The sequence below is a fragment of the Xanthobacter sp. BG11Y11_SDJG genome (genome assembly GCF_057364445.1).
Map to the genome: position 1 here is coordinate 1 of NZ_JBNFNU010000709.1, position 1,164 is coordinate 1,164.

1 protein-coding gene is annotated in these 1,164 nt (G+C 73.2%); it reads right to left on the reverse strand.

Translation table 11 applies throughout. The features are described 5' to 3' along the window. Positions 1-1,164 (reverse strand): UvrD-helicase domain-containing protein (locus AC2W7M_RS25960; RefSeq protein ID WP_486136025.1); only part of this gene is annotated, 1,164 nt, incomplete at both ends.

Sequence of the window (1,164 nt, forward strand, 5' to 3'; positions counted from 1 at the left end):
CCACGCTCCAGCCGCGCGAGCGCCTGCGCCGAGCCGGGGGGCGGTGGCGGCATGGGCCGCGAGGGCATCCATGAGCCGGCCGTCGCGTCCGGGGCACCAGGCCATCAAATCGTCGTCGGTGAAGCCGAACAGCGGGCTCTTGAGCACCGAAGCGAGCGCGAGGTCGTCCTCGGGCGAGAGCAGCGCGTCGGCGAGCGCCATCAGGTCCATGGCGGCGATGTGCTGCGCCACCACGAGGCGGTCCGCCCCGGCGACGCCGACGCGGGGATCGCCCAGTTCCTTCAGCGCCCGGATCACCGCCTCGAAGATCTTGCCGCGCCGCCGCACCAGGACCAGCACGTCGCCCGCCTTCAGCGGCCGGGCCTGGCGCGAGGGCACGGCGATGCCCTGCGCCACCGCCGCCTGCACGAAGCGGGCGATGCGGACGGCGAGGGCGTTCACCGGGTCGTCGGTGGCGACCGCGTCGAGCGGCCGGCGCCAGTCGTCCACCTCCGGCTTCGGCTCCGGCGTGGTGGTGGGCCACACCTCCACGAGGGCGGGCGCGTCGGCGCGGATGGGAGCGTGGGCGGGGGCGACATTCTCCAGCGTCAGGCCGCGATGGGCGGTCTCGCTTTTGAACACAGCGTCCACCGCCTCCAGGACGCCAGGCGCGGAGCGGAAGGAATGGGGCAGCTCGACGCGGGCGAAGCGCTCGCTCCCCGCCTTCTGCTCAAACGTCGCGCGCATGCCGCCGAACGCCGCCGGCTCGGCGCCCTGGAACGAGAAGATCGACTGCTTCTCGTCGCCCACCACGAACACGGTGCGGGTGACGCTCTCGCGCGCGCCGGCGCCGGAGAAGAAGTCGGAGGTCAGCCCCTCCACCACCTTCCACTGCGCGGGGCTGGTATCCTGCGCCTCGTCCACCAGGATATGGTCGATGCCCTGGTCGAGCTTGAAATGGACGAAGGAGGCCGGCACGGCGTTCAGCAGGCCCGACGCCTTCTGGATCAGGTCGTCGAAGTCGAGCAGCCCGCGCGCCGCCTTCTCCGCCTGGTAGCGGGCGCAGATGCGCGCGCCGAGCGTGTGGGCGGCAAGGGTGCGTTCCAGCGCCAGGGCGCCGCGCAGCTCCTCCTGGAGTGCGGCGAGGCGCGCCTGCTCGTCCGCGAGCTGCTGCGCAGCCGGGTG